The 21,786-nt window shown below is 62.8% G+C and carries 19 protein-coding genes; 13 read left to right on the forward strand and 6 right to left on the reverse strand.

Annotated elements, in window-relative coordinates; translation table 11 throughout:
• Window positions 1-50: 50 nt before the first annotated feature.
• The 4 genes from priA (at window position 51) to FO013_RS10925 (ending at window position 4,800) form a co-directional block, all read left to right on the forward strand.
• Window positions 51-788: a bifunctional 1-(5-phosphoribosyl)-5-((5-phosphoribosylamino)methylideneamino)imidazole-4-carboxamide isomerase/phosphoribosylanthranilate isomerase PriA gene (priA, locus tag FO013_RS10910; protein ID WP_143922563.1), complete on the forward strand. Its 738-nt coding sequence runs from the start codon at window positions 51-53 to the stop codon at window positions 786-788.
• Between the two features lie 4 nt (window positions 789-792).
• A complete protein-coding gene (locus tag FO013_RS10915) occupies window positions 793-1,593 on the forward strand; it encodes an SseB family protein (protein WP_143922564.1) in 801 nt (266 codons plus the stop codon).
• 94 nt (window positions 1,594-1,687) lie between these two features.
• Window positions 1,688-3,034 (forward strand): M20 family metallopeptidase, encoded by a 1,347-nt coding sequence (locus FO013_RS10920; RefSeq protein WP_143922565.1) that lies wholly within the window; start codon window positions 1,688-1,690, stop codon window positions 3,032-3,034.
• 128 nt (window positions 3,035-3,162) lie between these two features.
• The gene (locus FO013_RS10925) at window positions 3,163-4,800 is read left to right on the forward strand and encodes an AbgT family transporter (RefSeq protein WP_143922566.1); all 1,638 of its coding nucleotides are present in this window, start codon (window positions 3,163-3,165) and stop codon (window positions 4,798-4,800) included.
• A 62-nt stretch (window positions 4,801-4,862) separates the two neighbouring features.
• On the opposite strand, the gene FO013_RS10930 is transcribed toward FO013_RS10925, so the two are convergent.
• A complete protein-coding gene (locus tag FO013_RS10930) occupies window positions 4,863-5,870 on the reverse strand; it encodes an NmrA family NAD(P)-binding protein (protein ID WP_143922567.1) in 1,008 nt (335 codons plus the stop codon).
• Between the two features lie 167 nt (window positions 5,871-6,037).
• On the opposite strand from FO013_RS10930, the gene FO013_RS10935 reads away from it, so the two are divergent.
• Window positions 6,038-6,694 (forward strand): TetR/AcrR family transcriptional regulator, encoded by a 657-nt coding sequence (locus tag FO013_RS10935; protein ID WP_143922568.1) that lies wholly within the window; start codon window positions 6,038-6,040, stop codon window positions 6,692-6,694.
• A gap of 31 nt (window positions 6,695-6,725) precedes the next feature.
• Here FO013_RS10935 and FO013_RS10940 read toward each other — a convergent pair whose 3' ends face one another.
• On the reverse strand, window positions 6,726-10,175 hold the full coding sequence (locus tag FO013_RS10940) for a DEAD/DEAH box helicase (RefSeq protein ID WP_143922569.1): 3,450 nt from the start codon (window positions 10,173-10,175) through the stop codon (window positions 6,726-6,728).
• Between the two features lie 130 nt (window positions 10,176-10,305).
• Window positions 10,306-10,677 (reverse strand): DUF1844 domain-containing protein, encoded by a 372-nt coding sequence (locus FO013_RS10945; protein ID WP_143922570.1) that lies wholly within the window; start codon window positions 10,675-10,677, stop codon window positions 10,306-10,308.
• 272 nt (window positions 10,678-10,949) lie between these two features.
• On the opposite strand from FO013_RS10945, the gene infC reads away from it, so the two are divergent.
• The 4 genes from infC (at window position 10,950) to FO013_RS10965 (ending at window position 13,441) form a co-directional block, all read left to right on the forward strand.
• Window positions 10,950-11,630 carry a translation initiation factor IF-3 gene (gene infC, locus FO013_RS10950; protein WP_143922571.1) on the forward strand — a complete coding sequence of 227 codons (681 nt, stop codon included), beginning with the start codon at window positions 10,950-10,952 and terminating at the stop codon, window positions 11,628-11,630.
• 98 nt (window positions 11,631-11,728) lie between these two features.
• Entirely contained in the window at window positions 11,729-11,935 is a 207-nt protein-coding gene (gene rpmI, locus FO013_RS10955) for a 50S ribosomal protein L35 (RefSeq protein ID WP_009885053.1), read from the forward strand.
• Between the two features lie 101 nt (window positions 11,936-12,036).
• Window positions 12,037-12,426 (forward strand): 50S ribosomal protein L20, encoded by a 390-nt coding sequence (rplT, locus tag FO013_RS10960; protein ID WP_096157223.1) that lies wholly within the window; start codon window positions 12,037-12,039, stop codon window positions 12,424-12,426.
• Window positions 12,427-12,550: 124 nt separating this feature from the next.
• Window positions 12,551-13,441 (forward strand): TrmH family RNA methyltransferase, encoded by an 891-nt coding sequence (locus FO013_RS10965; RefSeq protein ID WP_143922572.1) that lies wholly within the window; start codon window positions 12,551-12,553, stop codon window positions 13,439-13,441.
• 2 nt (window positions 13,442-13,443) lie between these two features.
• Here the strand turns inward: FO013_RS10965 and FO013_RS10970 are convergent, their stop codons facing one another.
• On the reverse strand, window positions 13,444-13,860 hold the full coding sequence (locus tag FO013_RS10970; RefSeq protein ID WP_143922573.1) for a VOC family protein: 417 nt from the start codon (window positions 13,858-13,860) through the stop codon (window positions 13,444-13,446).
• A 70-nt stretch (window positions 13,861-13,930) separates the two neighbouring features.
• On the opposite strand from FO013_RS10970, the gene FO013_RS10975 reads away from it, so the two are divergent.
• Window positions 13,931-14,590: a pentapeptide repeat-containing protein gene (locus tag FO013_RS10975; protein ID WP_143922574.1), complete on the forward strand. Its 660-nt coding sequence runs from the start codon at window positions 13,931-13,933 to the stop codon at window positions 14,588-14,590.
• Window positions 14,591-14,653: 63 nt separating this feature from the next.
• Here the strand turns inward: FO013_RS10975 and FO013_RS10980 are convergent, their stop codons facing one another.
• Together FO013_RS10980 and FO013_RS10985 are read right to left on the reverse strand one after the other, a co-directional pair.
• Window positions 14,654-14,953, reverse strand: coding sequence for a hypothetical protein (locus FO013_RS10980; RefSeq protein ID WP_143922575.1), 300 nt, complete (start codon window positions 14,951-14,953; stop codon window positions 14,654-14,656).
• A gap of 360 nt (window positions 14,954-15,313) precedes the next feature.
• The gene (locus FO013_RS10985) at window positions 15,314-16,969 is read right to left on the reverse strand and encodes an acetolactate synthase large subunit (RefSeq protein WP_143922576.1); all 1,656 of its coding nucleotides are present in this window, start codon (window positions 16,967-16,969) and stop codon (window positions 15,314-15,316) included.
• A gap of 211 nt (window positions 16,970-17,180) precedes the next feature.
• On the opposite strand from FO013_RS10985, the gene pheS reads away from it, so the two are divergent.
• The 3 genes from pheS to FO013_RS11000 all read left to right on the forward strand — a co-directional run bounded on the left by pheS (window position 17,181) and on the right by FO013_RS11000 (window position 21,769).
• Window positions 17,181-18,224, forward strand: coding sequence for a phenylalanine--tRNA ligase subunit alpha (gene pheS / locus FO013_RS10990; protein WP_143922577.1), 1,044 nt, complete (start codon window positions 17,181-17,183; stop codon window positions 18,222-18,224).
• A gap of 1 nt (window position 18,225) precedes the next feature.
• Entirely contained in the window at window positions 18,226-20,799 is a 2,574-nt protein-coding gene (gene pheT / locus FO013_RS10995; RefSeq protein ID WP_143922578.1) for a phenylalanine--tRNA ligase subunit beta, read from the forward strand.
• Window positions 20,800-20,887: 88 nt separating this feature from the next.
• Window positions 20,888-21,769, forward strand: a complete 882-nt coding sequence (locus tag FO013_RS11000; protein ID WP_143922579.1) for an SDR family NAD(P)-dependent oxidoreductase — start codon at window positions 20,888-20,890, stop codon at window positions 21,767-21,769.
• The last annotated feature ends 17 nt before the right edge of the window (window positions 21,770-21,786 follow it).

Here is a 21,786-nt window from a genome sequence, read left to right on the forward strand (position 1 = left end):
TGCTCCAATCTGTTCACATCAGTCTCGACAGCCTCTTGAGAAAGGTCACAATGACTCAAACCCCCAACAAGTTGGTCCTCCTTCCCGCCGTTGACGTCGCCGATGGCAAAGCCGTCCGCCTCGTCCAGGGCGAAGCCGGCACGGAGACAGATTACGGTTCTCCCATCGACGCGGCCCAGGATTTCGAAAGCCGTGGAGCGGAGTGGATCCACCTCGTTGACCTCGACGCCGCATTCGGTCGCGGATCGAATTCGGATCTGCTCAACCAGGTCGTCAAGGCTGTCGGCATCAAGGTCGAACTCTCCGGCGGCATCCGCGACACCGAGAGCCTCGAGCGCGCACTGGACACCGGTGCCGAGCGGGTGAACATCGGCACTGCCGCGTTGGAGAACCCGGAATGGACCGCCGACATGATCTCTCGTTTCGGCGATCAGGTCGCCATCGGTCTCGATGTGCGCGGAACAACTCTCGCGGCCCGCGGCTGGACCAAGGACGGGGGAGACCTCTACGAGGTTCTCTCGACTCTTGAGAAGGCAGGCTGCGCCCGCTATGTCGTCACCGATGTCCGCAAGGACGGCACGCTGCAGGGACCCAATGTGGAGCTGCTGAAGTCTCTGGCAGAGAAGACGGATAAGCCGATCGTGGCCTCGGGTGGAGTCTCCAGCCTCGACGATCTGCGGAACCTGCGCGAGCTGGTTCCCTTCGGCGTGGACTCGGCGATCGTGGGTAAGGCCCTCTACGCCGGGAAGTTCACTTTGGAAGAAGCCCTCGAAGTCGCTGGAGGCTGAAGAATTGGCATCGGATTCGGACGACCAGTCCCAGCCGCCTGACCGGCAACAAGGCCCCGGCCGGTCCGACTCGGCAGGAGTGTCATGGTCGGGGCGCGATCTGCGCCCGAATCCGTTCTCGGGTGATTCGGGACTGGCCGATGCCGGGCTCCTCGAGGCCCTCACCATGGTGAGCCGGGAGCCCCTGGATCCGAGTCTGCACCGCAACGTCGTCACCGCCCTGTCGGAGGCGCGTCTCTATGCCCCGATCGTTCCGATGGCTGTCGACCAGGAGGTCGGCGAGAACGGGCTGATGGTCGACAACTCCTCAGAGATGGCCATGGTCCGGCTGCAGGCCGAGGACGGACGCGAGTGCACCCCAGGATTCTGCTCGATCCCTCCGCTGACAGCATGGCATCGCGACGCTCGGCCCGTGCCGATCGAATCGGAGCGGCTCGTCCTCGGGGCGATCGAAGCCGATTCTCAGCTCGTCGTCCTCGACCCGGGTGCCGAGACCTCGTTCCTGCTGCGTCGCCCCGCGATGTTCGCGTTCGTTCAGGGCCGTGAGTGGACCCCGGCCTGGGCCGACGCCGAGGTGGGGCAGGCGCTCGTCGCCATCGCCGAACAGTTTCCGTGGGTGGCTCAGATCAGTCTCAGCCCCGGCAGTGCTCGAGTCCACGTCGAGGGGCCGGAGGTCGGCATCAGGCTGGGTGTGCGCTCCCAAGTGCCGGCCGAGGAGATGAAACGGTTCCAGGCGGCTCTGGCCGCCGATGAGACCATCGTCGAGAGCGTGGATTCGATGGCGCTCCAGCTCGCCGAGTCCTGAGCGTTCGCGTCGACACGCCCGTGCTGTTCGGCCGGGTACCAGATAGCGGGAAAGGGCATGTGCGCTTGCCGCTCATCTTCTATGCTTGGTCCCCATGAACCCGATGCGCGATCTGAGTCGACCCACCGTCCCCGACGAGAGCTACGTCGACGAGATCGCTGCCGAGACCCGTGCCCGCGCCGAACAGGTGGGAGCATGGACCTCAGGGTTCTCCGGAGCGCCCGAAACGAGTGCAGCGAGCATCGCAGCCGGGCTTGCGGAGGCGAAGCCGGAACTCGACGGACTGCTCCACACGATCCATTCCCTGGCAGAGACCGCCTACGACGAACACGAATCCGTCGCCGCCATCGCCGCAGTGCTGCGTGATCGTGGAATCGAGGTCGAGACCGGGCTCTTCGGCGTCGAGACCACCCTGCGGGCCACCACAGGTTCCGGGCAGGGACGTACGATCGCGATCCTCGCTGAATACGACGCCTTGCCCGAGATCGGCCATGCATGCGGGCACAACCTCATCGCCACCTCGGCGGTGGGAGCATTCCTGGCCCTGCACTCCCTCTTCGAACAGGATCCTGGTGCCGTTCCCGGCACGGTGGTGCTGCTGGGCACACCCGCGGAGGAGGGGCATTCGGGCAAGGAGGTCATGGCTCGCCAGGGTGCCTTCGACGGCATCGACGCGGCCATCATGGTCCACGGCTACGGGTACGACTGCGCGGATCAGGTGTGGTTGGGCAGGCGGCTGCTGGAGGTCACCTATACGGGAGTCGCCGCCCACGCCTCGGCGCAGCCGTTCATGGGCCGCAACGCACTCGACGCCGCCAATCTCTTCTACCAAGGGCTGGGGCTCATCCGTCAGCAGATGCCGCCGATCTCTCGACTGCACGCCGTCGTCGCCGAAGGCGGGACCAGACCCTCGATCATCACCGAATCGGCCACCGTTCAGTGCTATGTGCGGTCGAAGTTCCCAGCGACCCTCAAGGAGCTCTCGGAGCGCGTCGAGGACGCTGCGAAGGGAGCGGCGCTCATGACCGGAACCGGGGTCGACGTGACATGGGATGAGCATCCGCCCTCGCTGCCGGTGCGCTCGAACTCCGCGCTGACCCAGCGATGGGCCGTTCACGAGGAGACGCAGGGTCGAACACCGCTACCAGGCGGAGTGCTCGATGAGTCGATCGCAGCATCGACCGACTTCGGCAATGTCTCCTACCGGATACCGGGCATCCACCCACTCATCAAGACCGCCGACGCCGAGGTGGCGCTGCACACCCGCGAGTTCGCGGCAGCCTCGATTACACCTGCTGCTGAAGACGCCGCTCACGACGCCGGGTATGGCCTGGCGTGTACTGCATTGGACTTCCTCGTCGACGATGCGCTGGCCGCCGAGGTGGATGCGGAATTCGAGCGTGACGGAGGAGCGGTGGACGTGGAGAACTACTTCAACTAGAGACAGATCGGCTTCAAGACGACACCTGCTGGGCGTCTCGAAGGCCCAGGACGATTTGGATAACGCTGCGAAGCGGGCGAGACCAGGGATTCGGCTCGGATCGCGACCATCGAAGAGAAGGAAGTCACATGTCAACGACGACGACAGCGAAAGTCGGTATCGGCCAGCGCCTGCTGGACGGGATCGAACGCCTGGGGAACAAACTGCCTGAGCCGTTCACCCTCTTCCTCGGTCTGTTCCTCATCACAGGAGCGATCTCAACCGGCATGGCCATAGCCGACGTGTCGGTTGAGATTCCCGGCAGCGATGAGACCGTGGCGATCAAGGGACTCTTCACCGGGGAAGGCATGTCGTGGCTGACGACGACGATGGGCGACAACTACATCGGGTTCCCACCCTTGGCCACCGTACTGCCGATCCTCCTGGCGGTGGGCGTGGCCGAGAAGTCGGGGATGCTCGCTGCGGCCGTGCGGATCGCCTTCGGCAAGAGCCCCCGTTGGCTGCTGCCCTACGCCGTCGGATTCGTCGGCGTCGTCGGGTCGATCATGGCCGACTCGGCCTTCATCATCATCCCGCCCCTGGCTGCGCTCGTGTTCAAGGCTGCCGGGCGGCACCCGATGGCCGGGCTCATCGGCGGATTCGCCGCCACCGGGGCCGGGTATTCGACCTCGATCGTGCCGACGAGCCTCGATGCACTGTTCGCCGGCATCACCACCTCGGTGATGGGGACGTTGCCCGACACTGACTATACGGCCGTCAATCCGGTGTCGAACTACTTCTTCAATATCGTCGCCTCGATCGTGCTGGCGGTCATCGCCGGTTTCATCATCGACAAGCTCATCGAACCGAACATGGTTCGAAAGGGCGTTCCGCGCGAATACGCGGATGCCAAGGGTTCAGGCCTGGCCAAGGAATACCAGGCGAAGGACAACCCATTTGGCGAGAACTCGGTGTCTGCTGAAGAGGTCGAGGAATCTCAGAAGGAGGTCACGGCCGAACTGGAGCCTGAGGAGAAGAAGGGGCTGCTGTGGGCCGTGGGCTCCGCGCTGCTGCTAACGGCGGTGGTGCTCGTCGCCGTGCTCGTCCCCGATTCGCCGTGGCGCAACGAGGACGGCGGCTTCCTGCCGAAGTCGCCCCTGCTGTCGTCGATCGTCTTCATCGTCTTCGCCTACTTCATGCTCATGGGCGTGGTCTACGGCTTCGTCGTGCGTACCGTGCGGTCGATGAACGACCTGGTGAGGATGATGAGCCAATCGATCATCGACATGATGTCCTTTCTCATCCTCGCGTTCATCCTCGGCCAGTTCATCGCCCTGTTCAACTGGACGGGGATCGGATCGTGGATCGCGGTTGCCGGCGCCTCCGGTCTCGAAGCCATCGGACTCACCGGATTCGCAGCGATCCTCGGCTTCATGCTGCTGGCCAGCGTGCTCAACCTCTTCATCGTCTCCGGTTCATCGATGTGGACGCTCATGGCCGCGGTGTTCGTCCCGCTGTTCGCGCTGCTCGGCTATGAGCCGGCCTTCATCCAAGCCGGGTTCCGCGTCGGTGACTCGGCCACCCAGGTCATCACCCCGCTCAACCCATACATGATCGTGCTGCTGGGACTCGTGCGCCGGTATGAACCCAATGCCGGGCTCGGGACGATCATCTCGCGGATGTTCCCCTTCGTCATCCCCTTCTGGTTGGCATGGGCGGCGCTGTTGGCGATCTGGTTCTTCTTCGACCTGCCCCTGGGTCCCGGCAACGGCATCTTCCTCAAATAGGACGATAGGGAGGGCCGGACCGTGGGAGCTCGGTGCGCACCACGGCCCGCGCCGGGGTGGCTTCACAGCATCTGCCTCACGCCTTCGCGCCAGTTGGTCGTGCCGAGATCCTCAGCGAATGCCCCTGACTCGATGACGCAGGGGGAGTACCAGATCGGGGCGAGCTGGTTGAGTTCGTACATCGAGCGTTCGAAGATCCCGGCGACGCGAGTCGTCCAGCGGGGGAGCGAGAGAGGTCTTCTCGGCCTGGTGCCCAGATGCTCGTGAGTGAACTCCGCGATCTCGCCGAGGGTCGGATTCGACGAGGGAGCGATGAGCAGGCGATGCGTCCCCGCGGGGACGTCTTCGAGCAGCTGTGCCGCACGGATCATCAAGGCAGCGAGGTCTTCGATCACGGTGATGCCGTGAGCGACATCGGAGCGTGCGGGCACTATGGCCCGACGCCCTTTGGAGATCGGAGCGGTGATGCACATCCGCACTACCGACGTCTGCGGCTGTGCGGTCGTACCGAGCAGATCCCCGGCAACGACGCTCGCCGAGGTGGCCGGGTGTTCCAGCCTCGCCTCCATGAGCTGCTGCCTGATCCGTCCCTTCTCCTCGACCGGTGCAAACGGAGAGGACTCCGTTACCGAGCTGGGGAGGCCGGCGAAGGCGTAGACCGATTCGGGGAAGATCACCGGAATGCCGAGTTCCGCGGCGGCATCCATGATCGTCTTCTCCAGCTGTGGCAGAACCTGTGCCCAGACTCGGCTGTCGTAGGGAGCATGAACGCAGGCGAAGATGACATCGCTGCCTGCGGCGGCCTTGAGCAGTTGCTCGGGGTCTGATGCGTCTGCCTGAACACGGGCGATTGTGGCACGGTTGGCTCCGTTGGCTCGATTGGGCCGGTCGGCTCCATTGGTGTGATCGGCGTCGGCGGGCGCTGTCGATCCTTGGCCGGCTGCGGCGGTAACCGGGACAGCGGCTGGAGCCGAACGGGTTGCGACTGCAACGTGTACTCCTGCTGCCGTGAGTTGGGAGGCGATCTCGCTGCCGATCTGTCCATAGCCGATGACGAGTGCTGATTTCATGGTGGTTGTCCTTCGCAGTTTCGTGATGTCGTGATGCCGTGCGGACCGTCGAGTCCTTCGGTGAACGAGAGCACTGCTCTCTGAACTCAGAATAGGCCGCCGCGCGCGCCAATTCAAGAGCAGTGCTCACTATTGTAATCTTTGCTCTCTCGTTCTAGGGTTGAGGCATGACGAACTCGACTCCGCGCCAGCGGGCCCGGCTGGAAACCGAAGCGCAGATCACCCGGATCGGGAATCGAATGCTTGATGACGACGGTCTCGACGGAGTCTCGCTTCGGGCCATCGCACGGGAACTCGGAATCGTCTCAAGCGCCATCTATCGGTACGTGAAGAACCGCGACGAACTGCTGACCATACTCATCCGCGACGCATTCACCTCGATCGCCGATGACGTGGACGAAGCCCTCGAACACAACACATCTGTTCTCACCGTCGGTGTGACGATGCTGGCGTGGTCGCGCAGGCATCCCAACCGGTGGGCGCTCATCTATGGCACGCCCGTCCCCGACTACCAGGCACCGCGGGACGAGACCGTGATTCCTGGGACCAGGATCATGGTGACGCTGACGACCCTGCTCTCACAGTCCTCTGTGCATCAGACTCCCAACACTCAGGTACCGCCGGCTCATGCACTGGACGTGCTGCGTGAAGGACTGCGAGAACTGGGACTGGAGCCAGACGATCAGGTGATCATGCGCACTGTGACCGTGTGGGCTGCGATCATCGGCCTCATCAACGCCCTGCGATTCGGACAGTTCGGCCCCGGGATCGAACTGGTCGAAGACGAACTGATGCAAGGACTCGTGTCGACGCTCGGGTATTGAGTCGGAGAACGAACCAGTGACGACGAGTCACTTACCCGTCGAGCAGCCCGCGGATGTCCTCACCCGTGATCGCTGAGGAGAATCCCTCACCCTCATTGACCAGGGAGTCGAAGAGCTGCGCCTTCCTCTCCTGCAGCGCCAGCACCTTCTCCTCGATCGTCTTCTCCGAGACCATCCGATAGACCATGACATTCTTCGTCTGCCCGATTCGGTGTGCGCGGTCGACTGCCTGAGCCTCCACCGCCGGGTTCCACCAGGGATCGAGGAGGAAGACGTAGTCGGCCTCCGTCAGTGTCAGACCGAACCCACCTGCCTTGAGACTGATGAGGAAGACGGGTGCGTCCCCGGCCCTGAAATCCTCGATGACTGCGCCGCGATTCCGCGTGGAGCCGTCGAGGTAGGCGTAACTGATATTGCGATGCTCGAGCTGTTCACCGACCCGGGTGAGGAACGAGGTGAATTGGCTGAAGATGATGGTCCGGTGGCCCTCGGCAACGATGTCGTCAAGGTGGGAGAATAGTGCGCTGAGTTTGCTCGACCCGATGCCTTCATATTTCGCATCGATGAGATACGGGTCGATGGCCAACATCCGCAGGAGTGTCAGCGAACGGAAGATCGCGAAGCGGTTGCGATCCATGTCGTTGATGAGACCGAGGAGCTTCTTCCTCTCCTTCTGCAGAACCGTGTTGTACAGCTCCCTGTGCTTGGTGCTGAGTTCGACGCTGAGAATCTGTTCCTGCTTCGGTGGCAGGTCGGCAGCGACAAGTTCTTTGCTCCGCCGCTTCATGAACGGTCGAATCCGCCGGCGCAGCAGAGCCATCCCCTCCGGGGCCTCGCCGGATTCGATGGGGGAGGCGATTTCGCGCCGGAACTTCTCGAAGCCCGGAAGCAGTCCTGGTGAGGTGATCGAATACAGCGACCACAGGTCGGTCAGGGAGTTCTCCATCGGTGTGCCGGTGATGGCCAGGCGGAACCGGGCCTGAATCGCCTTCGCCGCAGTATGGACCTTGGCGGTCCTGTTCTTGACGAACTGTGCCTCATCGAGGACGAACGTATCCCACACGATCGACCTGAAGGCCAGTGCGTCGAGGCGCAGAATGGCGTATGAGGTGATGACGAGGTCCGCTTCCTCGATCTCTTCGGCCAGGGTGGTCTTCCGCTTCTTCTCTGTGGCTGAGATCGTGGCGACTCGCAGTCCCGGCGCGAACTTCTCCGCCTCGGCTCGCCAGGTCGACATCACCGAGGTGGGCGCGACGACGAGGATGGGAGCGGCGTTCTTGTCCGTGTTCTTGACGTGAGTGAACAGGCTCAGCGCCTGCAGCGTCTTGCCCAGGCCCATGTCGTCGGCCAGGATGCCGCCGAGTCCGCTGGACCACAGTGCTGCCAGCCAACTGAATCCCTCCTGCTGGTAGGGCCGCAGTGTGGCTTCGATTCCTTCGGGCACGTCGAGAGTTGGAATCTCGCCGAGGTGGCTGAGGGCTTCGACCGAGCGCCGCCATGAGGCCGCGGCAGCAGATTCGTCGACGAGCTCGTCGAATTCGGCCCACAGATCCATGTGATATCGGGAGAGGCGGGGTGATTCCGGCTTCCAGTCCGCGATGACATCGGAGTCGGCGAGCATCTGCCGAAACTTGTCGAAGAAGGGTGCGTCGAGTGAGAAGTAGGCACCGTCGGGCAGAACGATCATCGCAGCACCCTGATCCAAGGCGACGAACAGGTCGGCGAAGCGCACCTGCTGTCCGGCGATCGTGATGTCAAAGCGGATGTCGAACCAGTCGCTGTCCTCGGCATCGTCGGTCGACATTGCGACCAGGGGTGCATCGGTGACTTGTCGATAGCCCGGACGATCTCCGACCTCATGCACCTCGAGATGATCGATGTCGCTCAGGGCCGGCAGCAGTTTGTCGACGAAAACTGCTGTCTGCAGGCCGTCGAGGCCCACGGTGTCCGCCCGGCGAACTTCGCTCGGCAGAGTCAGCGGCATCGCGGTTACAGCAACTGTGGTGCTCAGCTTCTCCAGCACACGGTCTTCGTGCTCGATGCTCCGGTTGCGATCAGCCAGCGGTCCACGGCGGACCGGGAACGTCTGCACCGGGTGGTGATAATGCCACTCCCAGGTCAGGTGCGCACCATGGTCACCGTGGGTGACGGTGAGTGCGAGATCGGGAGGTACGAGCACAGGCAGGGTCACCGAATCGTCGGAGGAGACGACGGTGGTGGCATAGGCGAGCTTGGGATAGAAATCAGTGAAGAAGTCACGGATCTGGCCGTCGGTGATGGTGATCGGTTCCCACCGACGCAGCATCTGAACCACATCACGATTCGTTCTTTCCTCGGTCGGAGCCAGAACGAGGGACATACCGTCGGAGGTCGAGATGCCGTAGAAGCCGTGATCATCGATCGGGCCGCAGAAGCCCTGGTCGAACGACACATCGTCAATCGTGACCAGGGAGCGGGCCTCGAGCCCGTCCGAGACCGCAACCACATCACATTCGGTCGACCCTTCCTCGCCTCGGCGAATCGAGAGTCCGCGGCTGGTGCCGACGAGTTCGATACCCAGCGACCTCGCCTGATCGAAGAGATGCCAGAGCAAGGGCGAAGTGAACCAGTCAAGGACGACCGAGTCGTCATTCGTGATGAGGTGATTCGAGCTGATGGCGGACAGGCCGTAGAGCTGTGCGAACCAGGCCGCCTGCCCCTGTGCAAATGCACGAGTGTTTGAGTTGTTGGCGATGTTGGACCACGACACGTTCCCCTTGATCCAATTGCGGCGCGCACCTTCCATCAAGGGTCGCAGGGTCACGACGAGGTCGGTGCGACCGGTGAGTTCGGATCGTCTGGTGGGATGGGTTTCGAAGTTCCCGAAGCCCGTGCGTCTCAGCTCGGAGATCTCGAAGCCGAGAGCAAGGCGAGTCGGTGCGCTGCCGACCAAAGTGCCCCCGGGTCCGGAGGCCCATACCGAATCGTCGACTCGGTCGGAGGAGAACCCGGAGAGAATCGACTTCCAGTCGGGTTCTCTTCGACTGTGCGACGACACGTCGCTGCCATCAGGAGGCCGGCCTCGGGGGCTCGAGCGCGCAGTGCGCACGTGGGCGCTGCGCCAGTCGGCCTCGTCAGGGGAGCGGCGCTGCTCAGGATCGTGCAGCGCCGTGGAACCGAAAGGTGCCACCTGCCGGATCGACGCCGCCATCAGCGCAGCCACCACGTGTTTGCAGTCTCCGCCCACAGGGCAGGTGCACAGAGAGGAGATCACGGTGAACGATTTTGCTGTGGGATCGTGCCGCTCCAGCCGAACAGTGCTTGTGTAACCGTGTGCCGCGGTGCCTGAGACATCCGCCCGAAGAGTCATGGCGTCTGGATCCCAGCTGGCCTGCCCGACCATTCCCTTGTTGGCGTAGCTGCGTCCGCGCTCGTAGAACGTGGCACCGAAGTAGTCCTGTAACTCCTTGGCACTCACGTACGGCAGTTCAACGGGAGGCATGGAACGATGGTCTCACTCGGCACTGACATGACTAAAGCGGCCCCCGACCAATGGTCGAGAGCCGCAGCGGATGAGGAGAGTCACCACGAGTGGTGCACGACGAGACTGCCGGCACTCATCAAGGCTTGTGTCAGCGAACGGGGCCGGTGAACTTCTCGCCGGGGCCCTGTCCGGGCTCGTCCTGAATCGTCGAGGCTTCGCGGAAGGCCAGCTGGAGGCTGCGCAGACCGTCGCGCAGGGGGCGAGCATGGTGGTCGCCGATGACGGTGGCGGCTCCGGTGACCAGGCCGGCCAGGGCGGTTATGAGTTTGCGCGCCTCGTCGAGGTCCTGCAGCTCTGCTGCCGGAGCTTCGGGGGAGTCCTCGGCCAGTCCGCATTTGACGGCGGCAGCGGACATCAGGTGCACAGCTGCTGATGTGATGACCTCGACGGCTGGTACTTCGGCGATATCACGAGTGACATCGGCAACCGCCTCGGCGGGTACAGAATTTTCAGAACTCATGGGACTAGCTTGTCATATGATTGACCCGACGATTGCACGATCGACCTCGATGTGCGAAGAGTCATGAAGCGTAGTACACTGAATAGTGGTGCGAAGCGGGGTCTGACTCCCACCTTGATCGTGTAGAGCGATCGGGTCCAATGATCTGATGATCGACAGCCCGGGTGCAAACCTGAGGCAGAAGTTTTCAGATCGAGGTGTATTCACTTGATGTGCTGCGGTTTCAATTCCGTTGCTCTGATGTGTGTGCAGGCTCCCTTGGCATGTGGTCAATGGGAGCCTTTTCTATTGCCACGACATCATTTGAGCTAAAAAGGAGTGAACACATCAGCGAGACGCGCATCAATGACCGGATTCGGGTTCCCGAGGTCCGGTTGGTCGGACCCAACGGTGAACAGGTCGGTATCGTTGCCATTCGCAAGGCACTCGACCTCGCCCGTGAGGCAGATCTCGACTTGGTCGAGGTAGCACCGCAGGCGAAGCCTCCCGTAGCCAAACTCATGGACTACGGGAAATTCAAATACGAATCTGCTCAGAAGGCCAGAGAAGCCCGCAAGAACCAGGCGAACACTGCGCTGAAAGAGATCCGCTTCCGTCTCAAGATCGATGAACACGACTACGAGACCAAGAAGGGGCATGTGACCCGCTTCCTGGCCGGTGGCGACAAGGTCAAAGTCATGATCATGTTCCGCGGACGTGAACAGTCGCGCCCCGAAATGGGTATTAAGCTGCTCAACCGCCTCGCCGAAGATGTGTCGGACCTAGGCACCGTCGAATCCTCACCACGGGTCGACGGACGCAATATGGTGATGGTCATTGGTCCACTTAAGTCAAAATCCGACGCCAAGGCCGAGGCCCGCAAGGCATCATCAGATGCCAAGGGCAACGTCGCCGAGGTGAAATCCCGACGCGATCGCGTCGCTGCAGAGAAGCACGCAGCGCCCGACGCGTGAGAAGTAAGTACCGATTCGCTGAAGCCTGAACGGTTTCAGCGTGTGAAGTAGTTGGCGGTGGTCGCCACCGACAACGAAATGCAAAGGAGAACGGCTCGATGCCGAAGCAGAAGACGAACAGCAGCGCCAAGAAGCGCATGCGTGTGACGGGTACTGGCAAGATCATGCGTGAAGGCGTGAACAACCAGCACAAGTTCGAGGGCAAGTCCTCGGCCCGTAAGCGTCGCGTTGCTGAGGACCAGGTCCTCACCGGCGGAGATCGCGCCAAAGCCCGCAAGCTTCTGGGCAAGCTCAAGGGCAGGTGAGACCCCTTCGGGTCTCCATCCCGGGCAACCACGCACGTGGTTCCCATAGCTTGAACCAGACTCCGGCACTGCCGGTTGAACTAATTTTGAAGGAGTAACACGTGGCACGTGTTAAGAGAGCGGTCAACGCTCACAAGAAGCGTCGGGTCATCCTTGACCGGGCGAAGGGCTACCGTGGACAGCGCTCGCGCCTGTACCGCAAGGCCAAAGAACAGGTCATCCACTCGCTGGTCTACAGCTACCGTGACCGTCGCGCCCGCAAGGGTGACTTCCGTCGCCTGTGGATCCAGCGCATCAACGCCGGTGCTCGCGCCAACGGCATGACCTACAACCGCTTCATCCAGGGCCTCAAGGCCGCTGGCGTCGAGGTTGACCGCCGTATGCTCGCCGAGCTCGCCGTCAACGATTCAGCCACCTTCGCGCACCTGATCAAGGTTGCTAAGGAAGCTCTTCCGGCTGACGTCAACGCAGCTAAGACCGCCGCAGCCTGAGCTGCCGGTCCTCATACTCTCAACGGCCCCGAACTTACTTTGTTCGGGGCCGTTGAATTTGTCTCAGCTCATCCAGAACTCCTCAGCACTTCCAGAACTCCCAGAACGCGGGTCTACAAACTTCATGAAGCTTCCAGACGTCATCTCCTCCACACAGTCGAAACGGATCAAGAATGCCGTCAAGCTGCTCAAGCGCCACGGCCGCAAGAGCTCAGGCCAGTTCCTCGTCGAAGGGCCACAGGCCGTGCGAGAGGCTCTGGATCGTCATGTCTCGCAGGATCTTGACGGGCACAATCCTGGTGTACCGGAGTGGATGGGCTCGACTATCGATCCCAAGGGTGCTGTCGTCGACCTCTTCATCACCGAGGAGGCGGCCGAGGTTCATCCCGAATTCGTCGAGACCGTGAAGAGCGCACAGATCGACTGGAACATCGTGACCCCCGAGGTGCTCGCCGAACTGGCGACGACCGTGAACTCACAAGGTGTCGTTGCCGTGTGTGAACACCTCGATGTGGCCCTTGACTCGGTCATCGACAAAGAAGCTCAGCTCATCGTCGTCCTCTCACAGGTCCGAGATCCCGGCAACGCCGGCACGATCATCCGCCTGGCCGATGCCGCCGGCGCTGATGCAGTAGTGCTCACCTCGTCGAGCGTCGACATCTACAATGACAAGACCGTGCGGTCGACCGCCGGTTCTCTGTTCCACATCCCTGTGGTCACCGGTGTGGGACTGTCCGAGGTGACCGAAATGGCCCGTGCCCGTGGCCTCCAGGTCCTCGCCGCAGACGCCAACGACGATGCCCACGACCTTCACCACCCCTGGGACTCAGGGCTCGACCTGACCGCTCGCACCACCTGGGTCTTCGGCAACGAAGCGTGGGGGATGGGCGAGAAAGACCTGGAACTCTGCGACGCCTCGGCCGCCGTGCCCATCTACGGCAAGGCCGAGAGCCTCAACCTCGCGACCGCCGCGAGCGTGTGCATCTACGAGAGTGCTCGGAACCAGCGGATGTGACCCTATCGGGCCTCTGCAGACTTTGCGGTGTGCTCATTGGCGACCAGTTCCCAGATGTATCCGTCCGGGTCGGAGAAGTAGCCCATATATGACCCATCGATGTCATTGGCCGGTGCTGAGGATCCGCCAGCTGCTGCTGCCTTTGTGAGGGTGTCATCGATCTCGGACGGTGTTGCGAAGGCGCAGGAGATGATGCTGGCGCCGGGAGAGGGACGGTCAACCGCGATCTGCCCCGACAGTTCGAGGTAGCTGTCGTATTGTTCTGATTCGATGAAGAAGACCGAGAGATTCGGAAGTTCGAAGGCGACAATGCCTTCGTCGACGCCCTCTGTTTCGAGGCCCAGTCCGTCTCGATAGAAGTCGGCGGTGCGCTGAGGGTCGGTGACCGGCAGGGACAAGACTGTCGTCAGTGGCTTCATGGGCCCAGTCTAGCGATCAAGTACAGTGGGCTGCCCGATTCGAGTCAGGGCGGACCGATACGCTGAAGCCATGACGACTGAAGCTCCTCGCGCGCCGAAGATCAGACTGACGAACCTGGTGCCCGGCTACCTCGGCGATATCACTCCGGAAGAGTTTCTCGAGGGCATGGAGTTCACGGATCTCAACCTCGCTGAGGTGGAATCCTCCCAGGCTACATACCTGGACTGTTCACTGGCGAGGGTGAACTTCGGTGCATCTGAGGAGCCGGCGGATCTCACCGGTGCGCGTTTCTCAGGCTCGAAAATTGAAGACTCTCGTGCCGATACCTGGACGATGCCACGGGGAAGTTTCATCCACACCGAGATCTCTGGAACACGGATCGGCGCCGGAGTCTTCCATGACAGCGTGTGGGAGAAAACGACCGTCAACAACTGCCGCATCTCCTACCTCAACCTACGCGGCGCCAAACTCACCGACGTCGAATTTCGCGACTGCGTCATCGACGAGATCGACCTCGACCGAGCCAAGGTCAACCGAGTGTCATTCCCCGGCTCCACCGTCGGAGTGCTCCAGTGCGAAGGCTCAACATTGGGCAATGTCGACCTCCGGGGCCTGCAACCGCACAAGATCTCCGGAGTCCACTCATTGCGCGGAGCCACCATTGATGAAACACAACTGATGCTCTTCGCCGAACTCTTCGCTCACGAACTCGGCATCACGGTCGAATGATCGGGCCATCATCGCTGGGGGACGGCCCGCGCAGTGTTGACGCAGGCCGACCGGCGAGTGCGATCAATACCGGGGCTTCCAACTGAGATTGGTCGAATGGTAGATGACCGGCTTACCCGTGGAAGGGTTTTTACCAAGCGCGAACTTGCAGATAGAACTCTTGACGACGGATCCACCATCCATTCTGATCTCGTGGATCTTCTTGTTTGTGGCTGCCAGGCACTTGCTCTTGGCACCGGGGACCGAGATGCCCCAACTGTAAGTTGGTGAGGCGGCCGCAGGAGCGGCAGTGAAAAGGGTTGCAGAAGTGGCAAGCGCGAGAGCCACGCCGGCTATTTTCGATCGGATGCGAGTCGTCATCATTTCTCCTGGGTGTCATAGTTGAGTTTCCAGTGGGCAATGACAACGCTACGTAGCCTCAACGCGAGGAGATTCGAATCGAGGTGCCTGGTCTGGGTGAACGGTGACGAGACTGCAACGCCCGTCGCCACTGCACACAGCGAGTCCGGATTAAAGAGCTCGTGACGAGATCTCATGCGGCCCAGGCTGACCAACTCGAGGATGGCACGCTCGGCGCGTCTCGCATCCGCTCGTTCTACGCTGGGGCAGTATTTCCCGTCGAGGCAACGGGGAAAACTTCACTCAGCGTCTTGATGATCGTCGCGCAGCGCCGCGAGGTCAGAGGGATAGTGCGGCCGGTTCAGCTGGACTCTGAAGTCAGACCTACTGTGCGTCCAGCGCCTGAGTCGCGCGGTCACCCAACTCATCGATGAGCACACGCTGGTTCTCCGAATAGTCAACGGGCACGACGACGAGGTGGACTCCACCGGCGGCGGAGGCCGACTCGAGGACATCGTGCATCTCGCTGACATTCTCCAGCCTGTGCCCGGTTGCACCATAGGATTCGGCATAGGCGACGAACTCCGGATTGCCGAACGTCAGGCCGTAGTCGGGCATGCCGTCCACCGCCTGCTTCCACCGGATCATGCCATAGGAGCTGTCTTCGAGGACGAGCACCACGAGGTCGAGACCGAGGCGGACAGCGGTCTCCATCTCCTGGCTGTTCATCATGAATCCGCCGTCGCCGACGACTGCCATGACCCGGCGATCCGGGTAGGTCAGTTTGGCGGCCATAGCAGAGGGGAGACCGGCACCCATCGTCGCCAACGCATTGTCGAGGAGGAGGGTGTTGGCCCGGGTGGTGCGGTAGTTGCGGGCGAACCAGATCTTATACATGCCGTTGTCCAACGCCACGATTCCATCGATGGGCATGACCGCGCGCACCTCGGCGACGATGCGCTGTGGGATGAAGCGATCATCCGTCGTGCCTTCTTCGATCTTCTCCAGAATTCCGGCCCGCATCGGCAGCAGTGCTCCGGCGTTGGGCACGTGACCGACGAGTTCCACAGCGAGTCGATCGAGGCTGGGGCCCAAGTCACCGATGGTTTCGACCTGCGGAAAGTAGACCTGCTCGACGACGGCTGCCCGGTAGCCGACGTGGACGACGGTCGGTCCGTTCTCGTCCATCGTGAACGGAGGCTTCTCGGTCGTATCGTGTCCGATGGTGACGATGACATCGGCCTTATCGATCGCATCGTGGACATAGTCGCGGCTGGTCAGGGCCGCGGTGCCCATGTACAGATCGGACGAGCCGGACACGGATCCCTTGCCCATCTGAGTGGTGAAATAGGGGATGCGCACCCGAGAGACAAATCTCGACAGGGCCTCACTGCAGTCTGAGCGCGAGGCATCGGCGCCGAGCATGAGCAGTGGCCGCTCGGCATTCCGGATCACTTGGGCGGCGGCATCGATGGCATCGTCGCTGGCAGTCGCCCGTCCATTGGTGTGCGGTTGAACAAGGTCGCAGCGCTCCAGCGGCATCGCGGCGATGTCCTCCGGGAGTTCCAGATGGACGGGGCCCGGCCGTTCGGACTGGGCAACGCGGAAAGCCTCCCTGATCATGGTGGGGATCATCTTCGCCGAGGTGATCTGTCGGCTGTCCTTCGTCAGCGGCTTCATCGTCGCGACCGTATTGACGATCTGGAAGCGTGCCTGCTCGGCTGTGCGGATCCCCTTCTGCCCGGTGATCATGATCACCGGCATCCCGCCGAGGTGGGCGTACGCCGCGCCGGTCGCTAAGTTGAGCGCGCCGGGACCGAGCGTGGTCAGACACACTCCTGGCTTGCCGGTCAGGCGCCCATAGGTCGCTGCCATGAACGCGGCAGCCTGTTCGTGGCGGGTGAGGACGAATTCGATCGAGGACTGGCGCAGAGAATCGATAAAGTCGATATTCTCCTCACCGGGGATGCCGAAGATGCGCTCGACTCCCTCGTTCTCCAGGGCCTTGACCATGACATCGGAAGCTCGCTGAGTCGTCATTCTTCGACACTACATCTTCTGCTGACAGGTCTCGATGAGCCAGGTCACAGACCAGGACACGGACCGGATTCGGGTCGGACCACCTCGGCGAGGGTGGGAGGTTAAATCCCTATGGGACATCATCCGGACGGGTGGCCTGACACCGAATCACAGGCGATAGACTTGATCGCGGTAGACGAACGGTACCTACGCAGGCAGATGAAGGACATTGATGACTGACCAGCTCGACCCATTGGACGAGTCGGCCGTGAATGCGGCCGTTGACGCGGCACTGAGGGCATTCGCGGACGCACGCACCCTTGACGATCTCAAGGCCGCGAAGATCGAGTTCACGGGCGACAAGGCCCCGCTGGCGCTGGCCAACCGAGCCATCGGCGGACTCGACAAGGCCGATAAGGCCGCCGCCGGCAAGATCGTCGGCAAGTCCAGAGGTCAGGTCAAGAAGGCCCTCGACGCCCGTCAGGCCGAACTCGAAGCCGAGCGCGACGCAGCCGTGCTCATCGAAGAGTCCATCGACGTCACTCTGCCCACAGACCGCACCCGCCTCGGCGCTCGCCATCCGCTCTCCCTCATCCAGGAACAGGCCGCCGACTACTTCATCGGCCTCGGCTGGGAAGTTGCCGAAGGCCCCGAGATCGAATCCGAGTGGCTCAACTTCGATTCACTCAATTTCGGACCCGACCATCCTGCTCGCCAGATGCAGGACACCTTCTTCGTCGATCCTCCAGAGGCCGGCCTCGTCCTGCGCACCCACACCTCACCGGTTCAGTCCCGCTCACTCCTGCAGCGCGGTGTCCCGCTCTACATCGTGTGCCCGGGCAAGACCTTCCGCACCGACGAACTCGATGCCACTCACACGCCGGTCTTCCACCAGATCGAGGGCATCGCCATCGACAAGGGCCTGACCATGGCCAACCTGCAGGGCACCCTCGACGGCTTCGCCCGCGAGATGTTCGGCCCGGAGTCGAAGACCCGCCTGCGCCCCAGCTTCTTCCCGTTCACCGAACCGAGCGCGGAAATGGACTTCTGGTTCCCCAACAAGGTCGGCGGGCCCGGCTGGATCGAATGGGGCGGCTGCGGCATGGTCCACCCCAATGTGCTCAAGGCAGCGGGCATCGACCCCGAGGTCTACCAGGGCTTCGCTTTCGGTATGGGCATCGAGCGCACCCTGATGCTGCGCGAAGGAATCAACGATATGCATGACATGGTCGAGGGCGATGTGCGCTTCTCGGCACGTTTCGGAATGAAGGCTTGATATGCGCGTCCCACTGAACTGGCTGGCCGACTACGTCGATCTCCCGGCCAATACGGATCCCCATGCCCTGGCAGCGGAGTTCGCGTCGATCGGACTCGAGGAAGAGGACTTCTTCGGCCCCGAGATCACCGGGCCCCTCGTCGTCGGTCGCGTCCTTGAACTCGTCAAGGAAGAGCACTCGAACGGCAAGACCGTCAACTGGTGCCGGGTCGATGTCGGTCCTGCACACAACGAAGATGCTGATGATCCGAAGGACCCGCAGCCCGGCGAGGAACGACCCAGTCGCGGCATCATCTGCGGCGCCCACAACTTCGTCGTCGGTGACCTCATCGTCGCCTGCCTGCCCGGAGCCGTCCTGCCCGGTGATTTCCGGATCGCTGCCCGCAAGACCTACGGACACAAGTCCGATGGCATGATCTGCTCGGCCAAGGAACTCGGCCTGGGCGAGGACCACGACGGCATCATCGTCCTGAAGAACCTCGGCCTCAGTGGCGAACCCGGTGACGATGCGATCGCCCTCCTCGGACTCGACCAGGTCACCCTCGACGTCAACGTCACCCCTGACCGCGGCTATCAGCTGTCGATGCGCGGCATCGCCCGCGAGTACGCGCAGATGAAGGGGCAGTCCTTCACCGACATCGGCAGCCCCACCGTCGCCGAGGTGAACGCCCCCACCGATGACGGGTTCCCTGTCGTCATCGAGGACTCCAACCCCATCGACGGCAACGTCGGCTGCGACCAGTTCACCGCCTTGCAGGTGACCGGGCTCGACCCGGCAGCGACGACCCCGTTCTGGATGCACCGCCGTCTCATTGCCGCAGGCATGCGTCCCATCAGCCTCACCGTTGATGTCACGAACTACGTCATGCTCGAACTCGGTCAGCCCCTGCACGCCTATGACACGGCGCTGCTGGGCGAGGAGATCGTCGTGCGTCGTGCGCAGGCGGGGGAGAAGTTCACGACCCTCGACGACGTCAAGCGCACACTCGATGCCGAAGATCTTCTCATCACCGACCGTGGCGGCAAGGGCGGCAAGATCATCGGCCTCGCCGGAGTCATGGGCGGAGCCGCGGTCGAGGTCAATGATGAGACCACCGCCGTCGTCATCGAGTCCGCACACTTCGATCCGATCTCGATCGCCAGGACCGCCCGGCGGCACAAACTGTCCTCCGAGGCCTCGCGTCGCTTCGAACGTGGAGTCGACCCGCTGCTCGGCCCCGTGGCTGCACGCCGCTGCGCCGATCTGCTCGTCGAACTCGCAGGCGGCACTCTCAGCCCGGCGACAACTCAGGTCGGTCAGGCTCCTGAACCCACCGTCATCGAGCTTCCGATCAAGCGCGTCGACTCGCTCGTCGGCGTCGACTACACGACCGCCGAGGTGACCGGGCTGCTCGAAGGTATCGGTGCAGTCATCGAGGTCATCGGCAAGGACCGTCTGGCCGTGACCGTGCCCTCCTGGCGCACGGACATCACCGCAGACGTCGACCTCATTGAGGAAGTCGCCCGCACCGGCGGCTACGACCGGATCCCATCGATCCAACCGGCCGCTCGCGCCGGACAGGGCATGACCGAAGCACAGCGCACCCGGCGCCGGATCTCTAATCTGCTCGCCGCCGACGGGTACACGGAGGTGCTGTCCTACCCGTTCACGTCCGATAAGCGTGATGATCAGCTGCGCCTTGAAGCCGACGATGTGCGCCGCAAGCACATCCGCCTGGCGAACCCGATGTCCGAAGACCTGCCACTGATGCGCACCAACCTGCTCTCGACCCTGGTCGAACTGGTGGCACGCAACTTCGGTCGTGGAGCCAAGGATGTCGCCCTGTTCGAGGCCGGGCTCGTCTCCACCTCGGCGGGACTGCCTGCCGGACCCGGACCACGGCACCTGCCCGGCTACCACCCGACGGATGCGGAACTCGAGGAGGTCTACGCCTCGGTTCCCGCCCAGCCGTACCACTACGCGGGCATCATCTCCGGCAACGTCGAACTGCCCGGCGTCTGGGGCAAGGGCCGCAAGGCCGAGGCCACCGACGTCATCGACACGGTGCGCCGCATCGCCGGTGTCAACGGCATCGAGGTCAGTGTCGAAGCCGACCAGATCGCACCCTGGCACCCAGGGCGTGCGGCGAAGTTCCTCCTCGCCGATGGTCAGGAACTCGGACACGCGGGTGAACTCCACCCGAAGGTGTGCGAGAACCTGGGCCTGCCGGCCCGGACGGTTGCCTTCGAGATCGATCTCGACGCGCTCGTGGCACAGGAGGACCTGCGGACCTGGGACGGTGCACTGTCGACCTACCCGGTCTCCCGTCAGGACGTCGCTCTCATCGTCGACGAGTCACTGCCCACCCAGACGCTGGCGGCGACTCTGCGCGAGGGTGCGGGGGAGGAGCTCGAACTGCTCGAGACCTTCGACCTCTACACCGGTGACCAGCTGCCCGAGGGCAAGAAGTCCCTGGCCTTCCGCCTGACGTTCCGAGCAGCGGATCGCACGCTCAAGGCCGATGATGCCTCGGCGATGCGTGAGGCCGCGACGCAGTTGGCCGCTGAGCGCCACGGCGCTGAAGTCCGAAGCTGAGGACTGAACGCATGATGGCCCGGTCGGTTGCTTCGGTGTCCCGGCCGGGTCCTGTCACATCCGAACCGAACATCAGAGGAGTCTGACCATGACCGAGAAGCTGCCCTACGGAACCAACCTGCCCAGCGATACAGCGAAACACGAGGCGACGGCCGTGCCGTCCGAGACCATCGCGGTCGTGACCGGTGGAGCCCGCGGCATCGGCCGCTACCTGTCCGAGGCGTTTGCGAAGGCTGGCTACCACGTGGTCGTCACGGCCACCTCGGCGTCGAAGGCTGAGGCAGCGGCGGCGGAGATCGTCGACGCCACAGGGGGAGCGGTCACCGGATTGGAGCTGCGCGCCGATGACATCGACTCGGTGTCGGCGTTGCGCATTGCGGTCGCAGCGCTCGAATCTGAGAGTGGCCGCCGTATGCAGGTTCTGGTCAACAATGCCGGTCGCATCGAGTCCACCGAGGGCCCACTGTGGGAGGCAGATCCGGAGAGCATCAAGGGTGTCGTCGACGCCAACGTCCTGGGGGTCGCCCTCATGATCAATGCCTTCGCCCCTGTGCTCATTGCAGGCGCCGAGGCGACCGGCCGTCCCAGCCGCATCATCGACCTCAACTCGGGTTCGGGTGCGAAGGGCACGCCCGCCTACGCCGTGTACTCGGCGTCGAAGGCCTCCCTGTTCCGTCTCGCCGATTCCGTCGTCCACTTCGGTCATAACAAGGGTCTGCGGATTTTCGAGATGGCACCTGGCGTCGTCGAGACGTCGATGACGAAGTCCATGCCTGTCCATGACTTCCGCGGTGAAGACGATTGGACCAGCCCGCAGCAGGTCACCGACTTGGCGCTGGCTTTGTCCTCGGGCACGCTTGATGCGTTCACCGGGCGGTATGTGCGGGCAGGTGCTGACACCGAGGAATCGCTTCTCACCGAGCCGGCTGCCGGGTTCACAGAGTCCACACGACGTCTCGTCCTCGGCTGAGTTCCCAGGTTTTCGCA

The organism is Brevibacterium aurantiacum (assembly GCF_007558825.1).
In the GTDB taxonomy this organism is placed as follows: Bacteria; Actinomycetota; Actinomycetes; order Actinomycetales; family Brevibacteriaceae; genus Brevibacterium; species Brevibacterium aurantiacum_A.